The organism is Dactylosporangium cerinum (genome assembly GCF_042653625.1).
Taxonomy (GTDB): domain Bacteria; phylum Actinomycetota; class Actinomycetes; order Mycobacteriales; family Micromonosporaceae; genus Dactylosporangium; species Dactylosporangium cerinum.
Genome location: NZ_JBHSIU010000131.1, coordinates 356,884 through 370,855, shown reverse-complemented (window position 1 = coordinate 370,855; position 13,972 = coordinate 356,884). Strand labels below are relative to the sequence as shown.

Sequence of the window (13,972 nt, the reverse complement as noted above, 5' to 3'; positions counted from 1 at the left end):
GTTCGGACGACTTCCCACACCTATTGTCCGGATTTATACCGATCCGTTGTCGGCTCGATGTGCGTGCTACCGCCTGCCTGGGTACGAGGGCAGGTTTCGATGCCCCGAACGGAGCCTTCCGCCGTGCCACGATATGCGGATGGGCACCGTCGATGAGGTGCGCGGCGTGGCGCTGAGCCTGCCGCGGACCACCGAGCACCTGATCCGCGACCGGGTCAAGTTCCGGGTCGGCAGCATCGTCTACCTGGCGCTGTCGCAGGACGAGACGACGCTCGGCTTCGCATTCCCGAGGGAGGAGCGCGCCGCGCTCGTCGCGACCGACCCCACCCGGTTCTTCCAGCCGCCGCTGTCCGACCTGCGGTTCAACTGGGTCTGCGGGCACCTGGCACACCTCGGCGGCGACGAGCTGCGCGACCTGATCGTCGAGGCATGGCGGATGGTCGTGCCCAAACGCGTCTACGCCTCCTGGCATCAGGGCGTGTCGTGACGGGCCGGCCCGTGGAACTGGCCGTGCCGCCGCTGTTCGAAGCCCTCTCCGGTGCCCGCAACGTGCTGGTCGCCGGGGCGGGCGGCGGGTTCGACGTGTACGCCGGGCTGCCACTCGCGCTGGCACTGCGGGCCCAGGGCCGCACCGTACACCTGGCGAACCTGTCGTTCTCAGCGCTGGAACTGCTCGATCTCGACGTGTGGCTCGCACCCGGCGTGGCGGCGGTGACGGCCCGGACCACGGGACTGGACGACTACTTCCCCGAGCGGACCCTGGCCAGGTGGCTGCGGGAGCACGGCGAACCCGACCTGGTGTACGCGTTCCCGCGCACCGGCGTGCAGCCGCTGCGGGAGGCGTACGCGACCCTCGCCGGCCCGCTCGACCTCGACGCGATCGTCCTCGTCGACGGCGGCACCGACATCCTCATGCGCGGCGACGAGGCCGGGCTGGGCACGCCCGTGGAGGACATGACCAGCCTCGTCGCGGTCGCCGGGCTCGACGTGCCGGTGAAGCTGGTGACGTGCCTGGGGTTCGGGATCGACGCGTACCACGGCGTGCGGCACACCCAGGTGCTGGAGAACCTCGCCGCGCTCGACCGCGACGGCGCCTACCTCGGCGCGCTGTCGCTGCCGTCGGCGAGCCGGGAGGCCGCGCTCTACCGGGACGCGGTCGCGCACGCACAGGCCGCGACGCCACTGCGGCCCAGCATCGTCAACGGCCAGATCGCGGCGGCCAGCCGCGGCGAGTTCGGCGACGTGCGGTTCACCAGCCGCACCGGCGACAGCGCCCTGTTCGTCAACCCGCTGATGGCGATCTACTTCAGCTGCACCGTCGACGGACTGGCGGGCCGGCTGCTGTACCGGGACCGGCTCGAGGACACCCTGGGGATGCAGCAGGTGCTGACCCGCATCGAACAGTTCCGCGCCGGCGTCACCCCGCGCATCCCCCGCGCCTACCCGCACTGAGCCGGGCCACCGAGACCTAGGGGGTGCAGAACAGCGAGTGATTAGGGGGTGCAGAGGGGCGGGCAAAGTGGGTGAACCGGTGAGATATTCAACTGGTGGACCATTTCACAACGGTGACGGGGACGCTGTCACACGCCCTTAGCATCCGGTCATGAGTGAGCCTCTCAGGTCCGGTTCCGAGGAGCCGGGCGGGTTGCGGCTGGGAGCCGACTTCGCCGGCGGCGACCTGGAGCAGTGGCGACGGCTGGCCCTGGCGGTGCTGCGCAAGGCCGGCACCGCCGACGACGGCACGCCGCCCGAGGCGGTGCAGGAGCTGCTCGGCAGCGTGACCTACGACGGGATCGCCCTCGCGGGGCTGTACACGGCCGCCGACACGGAGGCGCTGCCGGCGGTCGGGTGGCCGGGGCAGACGCCGTTCATCCGGGGTGGCAGCGCGACCCCACGGGCGTGGGACGTGCGGCAACGCCACGCCGACCCCGACCCGAAGGCGACCCGCGAGGCGATCCTCGCCGACCTGGAGAACGGGGCCACCTCGATCTGGCTGGACGGGATCGCGCCCGGCAGCATCGCCGAGGTCCTCGACGGGGTGTACCTCGACCTCGCCCCGGTCGTGCTGGACTGCGGCGCCGACACCGAGGCCGCCGCCGCCGTGTTCCTCGGCCTGCCGGGTGAGGACAAGCGTGGCAACCTCGGCGCCGACCCGCTCGGCTGGCAGGCGAAGACCGGCCAGCCCGCCGATCTCGGCATGCTGGGCCGCCTGGCCGGAGCGACACCCGAGGGGCTGACGGTGGCGACCGTCGACGCGACCCCGTATCACCAGGCCGGTGGCAGTGACGCCGAGGAGCTCGGCTTCGCCGCCGCCACCGGGGTGGCGTACCTGCGGGCGTTCGTCGACGCCGGGCTGAGCGTCGGGATGGCGCTGCGCCAGCTGGAGTTCCGCTATGCGGCCGACCAGCACCAGTTCGCCACCATCGCGAAGCTGCGCGCGGCCCGCCGGATCTGGGCGCGCATCGCGACGGTCTGCGACATGCCGCACCGCGGCGCGCAGATCCAGCACGCGGTGACGAGCGCGGCCATGATGACCGCCCGTGACCCGTGGTCCAACCTGCTGCGCACCACCGTCGCCTGCTTCGCGGCCGGGGTCGGCGGCGCGGACGCGGTGACGGTGCTGCCGTTCGACGCGCGGCTCGGGCTGCCCGACGGCTTCTCCCGGCGGATCGCCCGCAACACCTCGACGCTGCTGGTCGAGGAGGCCAACGTGGCGCGGGTCCTGGACCCCGCCGGTGGCTCCTGGTTCGTCGAGTCGCTGACCGACACCCTGGCCCACGCCGCCTGGGACGTGTTCGTCGAGGTCGAACGGGCCGGCGGGATGCCGGCCGCGCTGGACTCCGGGCTGGTCGCGGACCGGGTCGCGGCGACCTGGCAGCGCCGCGCGGACCGGCTCGCGCACCGGCTCGACCCGGTCACCGGGGTCAGCGAGTTCGCCAGCCTCGAGGAGCGCCGCCCGGCCCGCTCCCCCGCGCCGCCGCCACCGTCGGGCGGGCTGCCGCAGCACCGACGCGCCGAAGCCTTCGAAACCCTCCGCGACGCGGCCGACGAAGGCGGCGCGGGCAAGGTCGTCAGCCTGGTGACGCTCGGACCGGTGGCCGCGCACACCGCCCGGGCCTCGTTCGCCGCCAACCTGTTCGCGGCCGGCGGGATCCGTACCGTCCACAATGGACCAGTCACGGACGTCGTCTGCATCTGCGGATCCGACCGGTCCTACGCCGGGGAGGCGGAGGAGACCGCACGGCGGTTGAAGGCCGAGGGCGCGCGGACCGTCTGGCTGGCGGGGAAACCGGCCGGCTACGACCACGTCGACGACTACCTGTACACCGGCTGCGACGCCCTCGCGGTGCTGCGCCGGACGCACTCGGACCTGGGACTGGTGGCGCCGTGATCCCCGACTTCACCGAGGTCGCCCTCGGCACCCCGCGCGTCGACCCGGCCGAGCCGTCGCTGCCGGAGGCATGGCAGACACCCGAGGGCATCGACGTCGCCGGCGTCTACGGCCCGCCGGACCTGGCCGGGCTGGACTTCCTCGACACGTATCCGGGGATCGCCCCGTACCTGCGCGGCCCCTACCCGACGATGTACACCACCCAGCCGTGGACGGTGCGCCAGTACGCCGGGTTCTCCACCGCCGAGGAGTCCAACGCCTTCTACCGGCGCAACCTCGCCGGCGGGCAGAAGGGCCTGTCCGTCGCGTTCGACCTCGCCACGCACCGCGGCTACGACTCCGACCACCCGCGGGTCGCCGGGGACGTCGGCATGGCCGGCGTGGCCATCGACTCCATCCTGGACATGCGGCAGCTGTTCGACGGCATCCCGCTGGACAAGATGAGCGTGTCGATGACCATGAACGGCGCGGTGCTGCCGGTCCTGGCGCTGTACATCGTCGCCGCCGAGGAGCAGGGGGTCGCGCCGGAGCAGCTGTCCGGCACGATCCAGAACGACATCCTCAAGGAGTTCATGGTCCGCAACACCTACATCTACCCGCCGGCACCGTCGATGCGGATCATCAGCGACATCTTCCGGTACACCTCGACGCACATGCCGAAGTTCAACTCGATCTCGATCTCCGGCTACCACATCCAGGAGGCCGGGGCGACCGCCGACCTGGAGCTGGCGTACACCCTCGCCGACGGCGTGGAGTACCTGCGCGCCGGCCGCGACGCCGGGCTCGACGTCGACGTGTTCGCGCCGCGGCTGTCGTTCTTCTGGGCGATCGGCATGAACTTCTTCATGGAGGTCGCGAAGCTGCGCGCCGGGCGGCTGCTGTGGGCGAAGCTGGTGCGCGAGTTCGGCGCGAAGAACCCGAAGTCGCTGAGCCTGCGCACGCACTGCCAGACCTCGGGCTGGTCGCTCACCGCGCAGGACGTGTTCAACAACGTGGTCCGCACCTGCGTCGAGGCGATGGCCGCCACCCAGGGGCACACCCAGTCGCTGCACACCAACGCCCTCGACGAGGCCCTGGCCCTGCCGACGGACTTCTCCGCCCGCATCGCCCGCAACACGCAGCTGCTGCTGCAGCAGGAGTCCGGCACGACCGGGGTCATCGACCCGTGGGGCGGCAGCGCCTACGTGGAGAAGCTCACCCACGACCTTGCCGCCCGCGCGTGGCAGCACATCCAGGAGGTCGAGGCGGCCGGCGGCATGGCCCGCGCGATCGACGAGGGAATCCCGAAGCTGCGCATCGAGGAGGCCGCGGCCCGCACCCAGGCCCGCATCGACTCCGGCCGGCAGCCGGTGATCGGGGTCAACAAATACCGGCCCGACGCCGACGAGCCGATCGAGGTCCTGAAGGTCGACAACTCCTCGGTGCGGTCGCAGCAGCTGGCGAAACTCGCCCGGCTGCGCGCCGACCGGGACGCTTTGAGGACTCAGGCCGCGTTGGAGGCGTTGACGGCCGGTGCCGCGTCCGACGGCAACCTGCTCGCCCTCGCCGTCGACGCGGCCCGCGCGCACGCCACCGTCGGCGAGATCTCCGACGCGCTGGAGAAGGTGTTCGGGCGGCACACGGCGCAGATCCGTACCATCTCCGGGGTGTACCGCGACGAAGCCGGCTCCTCCGGGAACATCGACCGGGTGCGCGCGGCCACCGCCGAGTTCGCCGAGGCGGAGGGCCGCCGCCCGCGCATCCTGGTCGCGAAGATGGGCCAGGACGGCCACGACCGCGGCCAGAAGGTGGTCGCGACCGCCTTCGCCGACCTCGGCTTCGACGTCGACGTGGGCCCGCTGTTCCAGACCCCGGGCGAGGTGGCCCGGCAGGCCGTCGAGGCCGACGTGCACATCGTGGGCGTCAACTCCCTCGCCGCCGGGCACCTCACCCTGGTCCCGGCGCTGCGCGACGAGCTCGCCGCGCTCGGCCGCGACGACATCCTCGTCATCGTCGGCGGGGTCATCCCGCAGCAGGACTTCGAGGAGCTGCGCGCCGCCGGCGCCGCCGCGATCTTCCCGCCGGGCACGGTGATCGCCGACGCCGCCCTGGACCTGCTGGACCAGCTGCGCTCCCGGCATGGATGACCTCTTCGACGGTGTCCTGGCCGGCCGCCGGGCCTCGATCGGGCGGGCGATCACCCTCGTGGAGTCGACCCGCCCCGATCACCGGGCCCGCGCGCAGGAGCTGCTCGTCGCGCTGACCCCGCACGCGGGCCGGGCCCGCCGCATCGGCGTCACCGGCGTGCCCGGGGTCGGCAAGTCCACGTTCATCGACGCGCTCGGCGTCTCGCTCACGGGCGCCGGGCACCGGGTCGCGGTGCTCGCCGTCGACCCGTCCTCCACCCGCACCGGCGGCAGCATCCTCGGCGACAAGACCCGCATGGCCCGGCTTTCGGTCGACGACGCCGCATTTGTACGCCCATCGCCGACCTCGGGCACCCTCGGCGGCGTGGCCCGCGCGACCCGCGAGGCGATGACGGTCGTCGAGGCCGCCGGTTACGACGTGGTCCTGGTCGAGACCGTGGGCGTCGGCCAGTCCGAGACCGCGGTCGCCGGCATGGTCGACACGTTCCTGCTGCTCGCCCTCGCCCGCACTGGCGATCAGTTGCAGGGCATCAAGAAGGGCGTCCTCGAGCTCGCCGACGTCATCGCCGTCAACAAGGCCGACGGCCCGGGCGCGGCCGACGCGGGCAAGGCCGCCCGCGAGCTCGCCGGTGCGCTGCGCCTCCTGCGCAGCGGCTCCGGCCGGGACTGGCAGGTGCCGGTCGTGACGTGCAGCGGGCTCACCGGCGACGGGCTGCCTGAGCTGTGGGCCCGCCTCGAACGCCACCACGAGCACCTGGCCGCCTCCGGCGACTTCGACCGCCGCCGTGAGGCGCAGCGGGTCGCGTGGATCTGGGAGACCGCCCGCGGCACGCTGCTGGACCGGCTGCAGACCGATCCGGCGGTGCGCTCCCTGGCCCCCGATCTGGAGCGTCAGGTGCGCGCCGGCACGATGACCCCCGGCCAGGCCGCCGACGCGATCCTGGCCGCCTTCCTTGAGATCCCGACCTTCGGTTAGATCTCGACCGGTCTGCCCGTGTCGAGGTCCAGGACGCTGATCGCCTCCATGGGGCAGGAGGCCATCGCGTCGAGGACGGCCTCGTCGTCCGGGGCGACGTCCGGACTCACCGGGTGCGCCCGGCCCTCGACGTCGTCGAGCTCGAAGCGGTCCGGCGCGATGCCCGCACAGCTGCCCGACCCGATGCACGTGTGGTCCACGGTGATCCGCCACATACCACCAACCTATCGAACCCCGCCATTGTCTGCAGACCCGGCGCGGTTGCGCAATATTCGTACGGCTGATTGAAAAACATCCACTGCGGTCGTAACTTTCGAGGCGCTCACCCTGACCCCGTTCCGGCAGAAGGTGACTCGAATGCACTTACCCCCCACGGCCGTGCACTTCCACACCGGCCGCACCGCCGAAGGCCCGCTCATCTGGGCGCAGACCGCGATCTGGGACGTGTTCCGCTGGCTGCCAGCGGATGACACCACCCTCAACCTCCTCGTCCAGTGCCCCGTCCCCGCCGGCCGCTCCCTGTCCGACGTCACGCTTGCTCTCCAGCGGCTCGTCGAGCGGCACGACGCGCTGCACACCCTGTTCGTCGACACCCCCGACGGACCGCGGCAGCGCGTCGTGGGCGAGGGCGACATCCCGCTGCAGGTCCACGACATCAGCGATCTTCATCTCAACGACTTCGGTGAGGCGCTGCGCAGGCCCTGGTTCGACATCGGTGCCGACCTGCCGCTGCGGGTCGCGGTGCTCACCCAGGACGGGCTGCCGGTGACCGTCCTGCTCGCCGCCAGCCACATGGCCGTCGACGGCTGGAGCTTCGCGATCGTCCGCGGCGACCTGCTCAACCTGCTCCAGGACCCGCCGATCGTGGTCGAGCCGGGCCAGCAGCCGCTGCAACGCGTCGAATACGAGACCTCGCCCATCGGCCTGCGCCGCGAGGCGAAGGCGCTGAGCTACTGGTCGAAACACCTCGCCGGGGTGCCCACCTGCATGATCGAGAGCACCCGCGACGGCCGGCCACCCAACCTCGACTGGGGCCAGATCCAGTCCCCCGCCCTCGCCCTGGCCACCAACGGTCTCGCCAGCCGGCACGGGGTGCCCCCGGCGACCGTCCTGCTCGCCGCCGTCACGCTGCTGCTGGCCTCGCACACCGGCGAAGACGAGGCATTCCTGCGCCTGATCGTGTCGACCCGCTTCCGACCGGCGAGCCGGGGCCTGGTCGGCGCCTTCAACGAGAACGCACTGTTCCGGCTGGAGTTCCCACAGCCGTCCAGCGAATCCGTCGGCGACCTGCTGCACCGCGCCTCCGACGCGGCACTGCTGGCCTACGCCCACTGCGAGTACGACCCCCGCAAGCTCGACACCATCTTCGCCCAGATCGCCGTCCAGCGGGCGATCACCCCCGACGGCTACTGTTTCTTCAACGACACCCGGTATTCGGTGCAGGAGCAGACCCCGCCACCACCCCTGCCCGAGGCCGTCCTGACGCTCGCCATCACTGACGCGTTGCCGGCGACGAAGCTGCTCGCCCCGGTCATCGACCGCCTGCCGAAGGGCGCGAACTTCTTCCTCTTCCTGACCGACCTCAGCGACACGGCGGAGCTGATGCTGTGCTCCGAGCGGGGCTTCCTCGGCGAACGCGGGCCGCTGGGCTTCCTCGACGGCCTTGAGCGTCTCGTCGTCAAGGCTGCCCTGGACCCGCGGGCCACTACGGGCACGCTGCTTGAGTTGTGATGTGCACTGGTCGTCTCATGTGCAGCCGTGTCAGGTCGCTGGTTGCGGTTCGCGGTTTCCGGTCAGCATGACCTTCAAATATTCGCCCAACGTTGCGGGGACTTGATGGCACCGCCCGGCCGCTGGCGCGTCCGTGCGACAGGGTGGCGTGGTCACCCTGACAGCCGTCTTGCGGTGATCCCAAGCCAGGTCCGCACTCACATGATCCACCGCCGTCGAGGTCATCATTCGGTGGTCCCACACCGCCGCTGGTCACAAAAGCCGCAATCTCCCCCGCCCCGCCCGCGCCGGACCCAACGTTTCGAACTACCTGGTGGATTACTGACCGCGGGCGGTCACCGATCCACCAGGTTGTTCAAGATTTCCGTTCGGGAGCGCTGGTACCGACCAGTCCAGTGATCGATGGTTTTCGTTTTTTGGCTGAAGGCGGTGTTGTAGCACCGAATGATGACCTCGACGGGCCTGGATCATGTGAGTGCGGACCTGGCTTGGCATCACCGCAAGACGGCAGTCGCGGTGACCACGCAACCCTGTCGCACGGCCGAAGGCCGGGCGGTGCCATCAAGTCCCCGCAACGTCTGGGCGAATATTTGAAGGTCTGGACGACCAGAGACAGCGAACCGCAACCAGCAAAAGCGGGCAACCACGCAGCGAAGCCCGGCCGCCAGCAACCGGCGACCGGGCAACTCTCGCAAAAGGTCACACGCTCCGAGCGGCACTCTCCTCGTCGGCCGGCTCGGTCTCGTCCAAGGGCGGGGTCAGCTCAGGGGAGATGACGTCCGTGATGGTGCTCTCGCGCAGATGGCGGTTGTTGCGGGGCTCCTGCCGGGTCTTCGCGTCGTTCAAGCGGCGCCGCAGGTCGTCGCGGACGTCGTTGATCGCGGCGTGCAGATCCTCCTCCGTCGACGTCGTCACGATCTTCTGCTGCCCGGCGATCCAGCACTCGAGGGTCACCTTCTGCCCCCGCGCGCCCCGGTCCTTCACCAGCACCTCGAGCTCGGTGGCGTCGGCATGGTACGTGGCCAGTTGACTGTCGAGCGTGGCGAACTGCTCGGCGATCCAGGCCCTGTCCCCCTGAGAGAAACCGGCACCGACGCGCAGGCAGTCCTCGACGGTGGCCGGTGTGCTCGTAGCACTCCTCGACATGTCCGAGACCCCTTCCGTTGCTTTCCTTGACGATCACCGCATACCCCGCAGTGACCTGGTTCATGTCCCCCAAACCTACCTAGGAAGCTAGCCTACCACCCCTCACCTCGCCCTGTTTCACTCCGCCGCCGGGACGTCACGGAGGGTCTCAGGAAGGGTGAAATCGCAGGTGGTTAGGGTCGGCGGCAGCCCCGCTCGTAGGCACCGACTGTGCCGGCGCGGGCCGCCGCCGAGCCGTGCCCCCACGGGCCGGGGAACCAAGTTTCTGGGGTGAATCCGCTCGAAACGAGCGGTAGGGGCGACTGTTCCGTCCCGAATCCGTCAGCTCACCCGGTAGGCGGCCGATGGAGGGAACAGTATGTCCAGACCTCCGTGGATCGTCGCCGTCGTCGCGACGCTTGCGATCCTCCTGACCCCGACCGTGGTGCTCGGCACGTCCTCACCGGCGAACGCCAGCGAGGGCGGCGACCCTGCGCTGATCAAGAAGCTCGACGAGACCAACCGCGCGTACATCGACGCGCAGAACGCGCTCACCGCGTCGCTGGAGCGCCAGAAGAACCTGGCCGCGCAACAGGCGGCGACCGAGCCGCAGTACGCGGCGCTGCTCGAGGAGAGCCAGTCGATCTCGGTCGCCGCGTATCAGAACGGCGGTGGGCTGCGCAGCGCGGCGACGCTGCTCAACAGCGGCACCCCGGGGATGTTCGCCGACCGGGTGAGCACTCTGGAGGTCCTCGCCCGCGAGCGGGCCGCGCAGCTGCGCCAGGTGGCGGTGCTGCGGGCGGAGCTGAGCAAGACGAAGGCGACGATCGACGCCGAGGTCGCCAAGCAGCAGGCGAGCATGGCGGTGATGACGAAGCAGAAGGCGGAGCTGGAGCAGGCTCTCGCCCAGTCGAAGAACGCCGTCGACGCATCCACCACCGGGAGCGGCAACACCACCAGCAAGACGGCGGAGCCGGCCCCTCGCCGGGCCGACGGGTCGTGGCCGGCCGAGTCGTGCAGCGTCGACGACCCGACCACGAAGGGTTGCCTGACGCCGAGGACGTTGCACGCGATGCAGCAGGTGCAGAAGGCGGGCTTCACGCACTTCGTGTCGTGCTGGCGGCCGCCGGGTGAGCCGTACGAGCACCCGAAGGGACGGGCCTGCGACTTCGCCGCCGACGTGAAGGGCTTCGGCGGGGTGGCGACCGGCTCGTCGAAGGAGTACGGCACGCAGCTCGCCGCGTGGCTGGTGAAGAACGCGACCGCGCTGGGGGTCATGTACGTGATCTGGTTCAAGCAGATCTGGACGCCGGCGGCCGGCTGGCGCGCGTATACCAGCGGTCAGGGCGACCCGAGCAGCGACCACACCAACCACGTCCACATGTCCATCTATTGAACGAGCGCCGTGAGCAGCGCCTCCACCGCCGGCAGGGCAGTCCTGCCGGCGGTGACGAGGGCGTCGAGGCGGCGCGCCCCGGCGACCGGCAGGTCCGTCACCCGCACCGCGAAATCAGACCCGCCGCGAAGCGCCAGATCCGGCGCGATGGTCGCGCCCAGGCCGGCTGAGACCAGGGCGAGCACGGCCGGATAGTCCACGCACAGGTGCACCCGCCGCGGGGTGAAGCCACGCTCCCGGCCCAGCCGGTCGAGCACCTGCCCCGTCGTCGAGGACGGCGGCCCGCAGATCCACGGCCGGTCGGCCAGGTCGCCGTAGGAATGCACCGGCGGCCAGTCCAGCGGCACGACCACCCGGTAGGGATCCTCGCCGAGCGGCACCACGTGCACCTGCCGGCGCGACTCCAGACCCAGCGAGGCGTCCCGCTCGGTGATCGTCACGTCCAGGCCGCCGAGGCGCAGTTCGCGCAGCGCGGGCGGGCCGTCCAGCTCGGTGATCGAGCAGGTCACGTCGGGGTGGTCGCGGGCCAGCCGGGCCATCGCGGGGATGAGCAGGAACCGGATCACGGTCGGGAACGCGCCGACCCGGACCAGGCCCGCGGCCCGGCCCGACATCGCGGTCAGCTCCCGCTCGGCCTCGGCGAGCTCGCGTTCGATGGCCTCGGCCCGGCCGGCGAGCACCCGGCCGGCGGCGGTGAGCACGGCCCGCCGCCCGGACCGGTCGACGAGCGGCCGGCCGACGGTGTGCTCCAGCTGCGCCAGCTGCTGCGACACCGCCGACGGGGTGACGTGCAGCGCGGCGGCGGCGCCGGCGAGGGTGCCCCGGCGGGCGATCGCGGCGAGCACCGCGAGGCGGCGCGGATCCAGGTTCAATGTGCAGCCCTGCTTCAGTGCAACTGTAGGAATTCTCGCTCACACGTTAGCTGCGCTGTCCATCAAGATGAACGAGTGAGCCGCTTTGTCGAACTGAGCCACCCGATCCACGCGGGGCTGGTCACATACCCGGGCATGCCGGGACCCGTCATCACCGACTACCTGTCCCGGGACGACTCCCGCGGCCGGTACGCCGTCGACACCACCTTCCAGATCGGCCGCATCGACCTGATCGCCAACACCGGCACCTACCTCGACACCCCGGCGCACCGGTTCGAGGGCCGGGGCGATCTCACCGACGTACCCCTCGACCGGGTGGCGGACCTGCCCGGCCTCCTGGTCGACGCGACCGGCGAACGCGCCGTCGACGCGGCGCACCTCGCCAAGGCTCTCGGTGCTGGCACCGATCTGTCCGGTGTCGCCGTTCTGGTGTGTACGGGCTGGTCCAGGCACTTCGGCAACCCCGCCTACGGCGGACCCGACGCGCCGTTCCTGACCCGCGACGCCGTCGAGTGGCTGGTCCGCAAAGGCCCCGCACTGGTCGGGATCGACTCCGTGAACATCGACGACGTCGCCGACCTGACCCGGCCCGCGCACACCGGCCTGCTCGACGCCGGCATCTACGTCGTGGAGCACCTCACCGACCTCGACCGGCTGCCCCTCGACGGGTTCCGCTTCTCCGCGGTGCCGCCGCGCATCGCGGGCATGGGCACGTTCACGGTCCGCGCGTTCGCGGTGCTGTCGTGATCGCGCTGCTCGGCTGGGCGGGTGCGGCCGTGCTGCTGGCCGCGTACGCGCTGGTGTCCGCCAAGCGGATCACCGGCGACGGCGGCGTGTTCCAGGTCCTGAACATGGCCGGCGGTGCCGCCCTCGCGCTCAATTCGGCCGTCAACGGCGCCTGGCCGTCCGCCGTGCTCAACGTGATCTGGGTCGCGATCGGTGCGGTGGCGATGTTCCGGCTGGCGCGCAAGCGCACCCGTCAGAGCCGCCCCGAGTACCAGGGCGTCCTGACCCGGTAGAACACGAACCGTCCCGGGACCTCCGCGGCGCAGGCCAGATACGTGTGGCTCCAGGTGCACGTCTCGGGTGTCACGTCGATGGAGCCGAGGTCGCGGGTCGCTCCGTTGCCGGCCTGCACACCCAGCCACGGGAAGGCGCCGACGGGCACGTCGGAGGGCAGCAGCAGGTAGCTGCCGTCGTCGAGGCGGGCGGCCCGCTTGCCGGGCCAGCGCCGCATGACGTGCCCGGCGGCGTCCAGCAGCACCGCGCCGCCGGCGTCGCGCAGCATGACGCGGTCGCCGACGGGCAGCACGGTGCCGGGGCCGTCGAGGTCGACGCGGAACTCGACCTCGCCGGTGCGGATGTCCAGCGCCGTCAGCCGGCCCCGCTCGACCGCGCAGACGCGCCGCTCCCCGCACGCGACGAGGGCGTCGAGCTTCGCCTGCTGATCCGGAGACGCCCACGTCCACTGGGCCTTGCTCAGCTTCATGCGGTCATAGGCGCGGATGCGGTACCCGGGCCCGGGTGTGGCGACGAAGACCTGCTCGGCGTACGGGTACACGAGGTCCTGCGGCCCGGCGATCCCCGGCGCGGTGGCGTCGGGCTTGCCGCTGGACAGGCTGAGCACCTCGAGGCCGCCGCCGGCCACCGCCCGGACCAGGTGCGGGTCGACGGTCAGCGGCTCGTCGAGCGCGGCGCCGGTGGTCGAGGTCGGCACCTGCTGGTGGCTCCAGTTGTCGGTCAGCCAGAAGCTGTGCGCGCCACCGGGCTGGTCGAGGGTGGCGATCTCCTTCTGTGTGCCGACATCGGTGATGACCAGTCGGTGTTCCGCCGCCCGGTACCGGACGAAGTACTTGCCGACGAGCTCCCACCGGTCGTCGTCGGTGACGTCGAAGCTGATGAACGGCACCCCGTTGGAGGCGTTGAGCAGGGTGATCGTGCGGTGACCGGCCTGGTCCGGCAGGCTGATGACCACGACGGAGCCGCGGGCGAAGTGGAACGACTCGACGGCGGTGAACGACGTGTTGGTCCACATCGGCGCCGCGGCGGGCTCGTCGACGTCGACCGCGTGCAGATGGAAGTGGCCGTCGGTGGCCGGGTAGCCGACGAACGCCCGGCTGCTGTCCAGGAACGCGCGGATGCTGGCGTCGTCGACGGCGTCCGGGAACGTGACCACGCCGATGCGGCTGAGCCGGTCGAACGCATACGGCCGCTGGTTGAGCCGGTACACGAACGCGCCCGCGAGCACGGCGACGACGAGCACCGCGACGACGGCCGCCGACCACCTGGCACGCCGCGAGAGCCAGAGCGACCGACGCGGGCGCAGGCCGTCGGCTAGGGCGTGCGTATGCACCC

The 13,972-nt window shown here is 71.3% G+C and carries 13 protein-coding genes and 1 riboswitch; of the genes, 9 read left to right on the top strand and 4 right to left on the bottom strand.

What is annotated here, in order from left to right; genetic code table 11:
* The first annotated feature begins 139 nt into the window (after positions 1–139).
* The 5 genes from ACFPIJ_RS63800 (at position 140) to meaB (ending at position 6,493) form a co-directional block, all read left to right on the top strand.
* Complete coding sequence (locus ACFPIJ_RS63800) at positions 140–487, top strand: MmcQ/YjbR family DNA-binding protein (protein WP_380129316.1); 348 nt, start codon at positions 140–142, stop codon at positions 485–487.
* A complete protein-coding gene (locus ACFPIJ_RS63795; protein ID WP_380129315.1) occupies positions 484–1,452 on the top strand; it encodes a DUF1152 domain-containing protein in 969 nt (322 codons plus the stop codon). Before ACFPIJ_RS63800 ends, ACFPIJ_RS63795 begins: the two co-directional genes overlap by 4 nt.
* Positions 1,453–1,603: 151 nt before the next feature.
* Positions 1,604–3,391: a methylmalonyl-CoA mutase family protein gene (locus ACFPIJ_RS63790; RefSeq protein ID WP_380129314.1), complete on the top strand. Its 1,788-nt coding sequence runs from the start codon at positions 1,604–1,606 to the stop codon at positions 3,389–3,391.
* A gap of 59 nt (positions 3,392–3,450) precedes the next feature.
* Complete coding sequence (gene scpA, locus ACFPIJ_RS63785; protein ID WP_380129383.1) at positions 3,451–5,517, top strand: methylmalonyl-CoA mutase; 2,067 nt, start codon at positions 3,451–3,453, stop codon at positions 5,515–5,517.
* On the top strand, positions 5,510–6,493 hold the full coding sequence (meaB, locus tag ACFPIJ_RS63780) for a methylmalonyl Co-A mutase-associated GTPase MeaB (RefSeq protein WP_380129313.1): 984 nt from the start codon (positions 5,510–5,512) through the stop codon (positions 6,491–6,493). The genes scpA and meaB overlap by 8 nt, the downstream gene beginning before the upstream one ends.
* On the opposite strand, the gene ACFPIJ_RS63775 is transcribed toward meaB, so the two are convergent.
* Positions 6,490–6,708: a ferredoxin gene (locus tag ACFPIJ_RS63775; protein WP_380129312.1), complete on the bottom strand. Its 219-nt coding sequence runs from the start codon at positions 6,706–6,708 to the stop codon at positions 6,490–6,492. The two genes, meaB and ACFPIJ_RS63775, sit on opposite strands and share 4 nt — an antisense overlap.
* A gap of 142 nt (positions 6,709–6,850) precedes the next feature.
* Here ACFPIJ_RS63775 and ACFPIJ_RS63770 point away from each other — a divergent pair, with 142 nt between their 5' ends.
* A complete protein-coding gene (locus ACFPIJ_RS63770) occupies positions 6,851–8,224 on the top strand; it encodes a condensation domain-containing protein (RefSeq protein ID WP_380129311.1) in 1,374 nt (457 codons plus the stop codon).
* A gap of 699 nt (positions 8,225–8,923) precedes the next feature.
* Here the strand turns inward: ACFPIJ_RS63770 and ACFPIJ_RS63765 are convergent.
* Positions 8,924–9,370 (bottom strand): HPF/RaiA family ribosome-associated protein, encoded by a 447-nt coding sequence (locus ACFPIJ_RS63765; RefSeq protein ID WP_380129310.1) that lies wholly within the window; start codon positions 9,368–9,370, stop codon positions 8,924–8,926.
* A 217-nt stretch (positions 9,371–9,587) separates the two neighbouring features.
* A riboswitch (cyclic di-AMP (ydaO/yuaA leader) is annotated at positions 9,588–9,725 on the top strand.
* Positions 9,726–9,728: 3 nt separating this feature from the next.
* Between ACFPIJ_RS63765 and ACFPIJ_RS63760 the strand changes: the two genes are divergently transcribed.
* Positions 9,729–10,745, top strand: coding sequence for a coiled-coil domain-containing protein (locus ACFPIJ_RS63760; protein WP_380129309.1), 1,017 nt, complete (start codon positions 9,729–9,731; stop codon positions 10,743–10,745).
* Here the strand turns inward: ACFPIJ_RS63760 and ACFPIJ_RS63755 are convergent.
* Positions 10,739–11,617, bottom strand: a complete 879-nt coding sequence (locus tag ACFPIJ_RS63755; RefSeq protein WP_380129308.1) for a LysR family transcriptional regulator — start codon at positions 11,615–11,617, stop codon at positions 10,739–10,741. The two genes, ACFPIJ_RS63760 and ACFPIJ_RS63755, sit on opposite strands and share 7 nt — an antisense overlap.
* 75 nt (positions 11,618–11,692) lie before the next feature.
* Between ACFPIJ_RS63755 and ACFPIJ_RS63750 the strand changes: the two genes are divergently transcribed.
* A complete protein-coding gene (locus tag ACFPIJ_RS63750) occupies positions 11,693–12,364 on the top strand; it encodes a cyclase family protein (protein ID WP_380129307.1) in 672 nt (223 codons plus the stop codon).
* Complete coding sequence (locus tag ACFPIJ_RS63745; protein ID WP_380129306.1) at positions 12,361–12,636, top strand: CBU_0592 family membrane protein; 276 nt, start codon at positions 12,361–12,363, stop codon at positions 12,634–12,636. Before ACFPIJ_RS63750 ends, ACFPIJ_RS63745 begins: the two co-directional genes overlap by 4 nt.
* Here ACFPIJ_RS63745 and ACFPIJ_RS63740 read toward each other — a convergent pair.
* Positions 12,597–13,970, bottom strand: coding sequence for an outer membrane protein assembly factor BamB family protein (locus ACFPIJ_RS63740; protein WP_380129305.1), 1,374 nt, complete (start codon positions 13,968–13,970; stop codon positions 12,597–12,599). The genes ACFPIJ_RS63745 and ACFPIJ_RS63740 overlap by 40 nt on opposite strands.
* Positions 13,971–13,972: the final 2 nt, after the last annotated feature.

What these genes read in the sequence shown, in the direction of transcription:
- ACFPIJ_RS63800 (WP_380129316.1), top strand. Translation starts at nt 140, where the DNA reads ATGGGCACCGTCGATGAGGTGCGCGGCGTGGCGCTGAGCCTGCCGCGG.
- ACFPIJ_RS63790 (WP_380129314.1), top strand. Translation starts at nt 1,604, where the DNA reads ATGAGTGAGCCTCTCAGGTCCGGTTCCGAGGAGCCGGGCGGGTTGCGG.
- ACFPIJ_RS63765 (WP_380129310.1), bottom strand. Translation starts at nt 9,370, where the DNA reads ATGTCGAGGAGTGCTACGAGCACACCGGCCACCGTCGAGGACTGCCTG.
- ACFPIJ_RS63775 (WP_380129312.1), bottom strand. Translation starts at nt 6,708, where the DNA reads ATGTGGCGGATCACCGTGGACCACACGTGCATCGGGTCGGGCAGCTGT.
- ACFPIJ_RS63770 (WP_380129311.1), top strand. Translation starts at nt 6,851, where the DNA reads ATGCACTTACCCCCCACGGCCGTGCACTTCCACACCGGCCGCACCGCC.
- ACFPIJ_RS63760 (WP_380129309.1), top strand. Translation starts at nt 9,729, where the DNA reads ATGTCCAGACCTCCGTGGATCGTCGCCGTCGTCGCGACGCTTGCGATC.
- meaB (WP_380129313.1), top strand. Translation starts at nt 5,510, where the DNA reads ATGGATGACCTCTTCGACGGTGTCCTGGCCGGCCGCCGGGCCTCGATC.